Genomic DNA, 1,159 nt, shown 5'->3' on the forward strand with positions numbered 1-1,159 from the left:
GGTGCTGGAGCACGCGAAGCTGCTCCGGAATTACATCGAGCTGCTCGCTGATCTCAACGCCGATCTCGACGAGCGCGTGGCCGTCGTTCGTACAGAAGCGTTCGGCTTCAGGCAGTTCGTGGCGCACGACCTCACGCGGCAGCTTGGGATCGAGCGGTTTGCGGTGACCACGCCGCTTGCGCGTGTGCGCGGCAACCGTCGTTTCCGGAGTGTCTTCCAGGGCGGGCGCGCTGTTCGCGCCAAGTGCTTCGGCTTCGTTGAACAGCCCGGGTTGATTGGAATCCCGTGCTTCACTTTTCGCGCCGAACAGTTCACGACGGTAAGCACGCAGCCGTTCCTCGGCCAGATCGCGTTCCGCTGTCACGAGCCGCAGGGCGCCGCGTAGCGCCTCCTGTTCTTCGCGCAACGCACGGGCGGCATCGCGCTCAGCGAGCAGCTCTTTCAGTTCGTCGGCGGTGATCGTGACCTGGCCCGGCATGCGGATTAGACCGGCACCCCGATGACGCGTTCAACTGACGCGCAGATACTCGCGCTTCGGATGTCACTGGATCGTGCTGATGTCATCGCCCTCAAGCAGCGCATGTAACAGATCAGGCGTCATCGTCACGATCTCGGCTTTCCGGTCGGGCCATATGAACCTATCGGTCTCGAGGCGTTTCGTCAGGAGCCAGAAGCCGCTGCCATCCCAGCCGAGGATCTTGACCCGGTCGCGGCGACGGTTTCCAAACACGTAAAGCGAGGAGTCCATCGGGTTCAGGCGCATCGACTGCTCAACGAGAATCGACAGGCTGTTCATGCCGTACCGGAAATCGACGGCATCGCGGTGCAGGTACACCTTCAGATTCGCGTCGAACCGGAACACGGCATTCTCCCAAGCATCTGGACCACGGTGGCCAGTTCGTCGATGGTCGCGTCCGCGATATCAAACTCGACGCCGTTCGGCAGACGCACGTGCAGCGCAAGCGCCATGGACGGCGATGAGGGCATAGGCGCTCTCGCCAAGGCGCTTCCTTCGGGGAGCAACGCCGGCGGCACCGAAACGACGGGGACGAATGCAGATGACGTTTTCGTGGGTGATGCGGCCTTGCACGGACCCAGAAGGTCGATGGCCACGCCATCGATCACTGCTGCCGCAGGCGCCGTCTCGTGATGCTCAGCA

Annotated in this window: 2 protein-coding genes and 1 pseudogene; all 3 read right to left on the reverse strand. The window is 62.8% G+C overall.

The window, feature by feature from the left end:
* The coding region (locus tag AB4Y34_RS41615; protein WP_368719281.1) for an IS66 family transposase zinc-finger binding domain-containing protein at window positions 1-478 on the reverse strand (478 nt) is incomplete at its 3' end.
* A 63-nt stretch (window positions 479-541) separates the two neighbouring features.
* Window positions 542-835 carry an IS66 family insertion sequence element accessory protein TnpB gene (gene tnpB, locus AB4Y34_RS41620; protein ID WP_368719282.1) on the reverse strand — a complete coding sequence of 98 codons (294 nt, stop codon included), beginning with the start codon at window positions 833-835 and terminating at the stop codon, window positions 542-544.
* A gap of 2 nt (window positions 836-837) precedes the next feature.
* Window positions 838-1,159: pseudogene (locus AB4Y34_RS41625) on the reverse strand (IS66 family insertion sequence element accessory protein TnpB); the annotation flags it as partial.

The organism is Paraburkholderia sp. BR10954 (assembly GCF_040965775.1).
GTDB classification, from domain to species: domain Bacteria; phylum Pseudomonadota; class Gammaproteobacteria; order Burkholderiales; family Burkholderiaceae; genus Paraburkholderia; species Paraburkholderia youngii.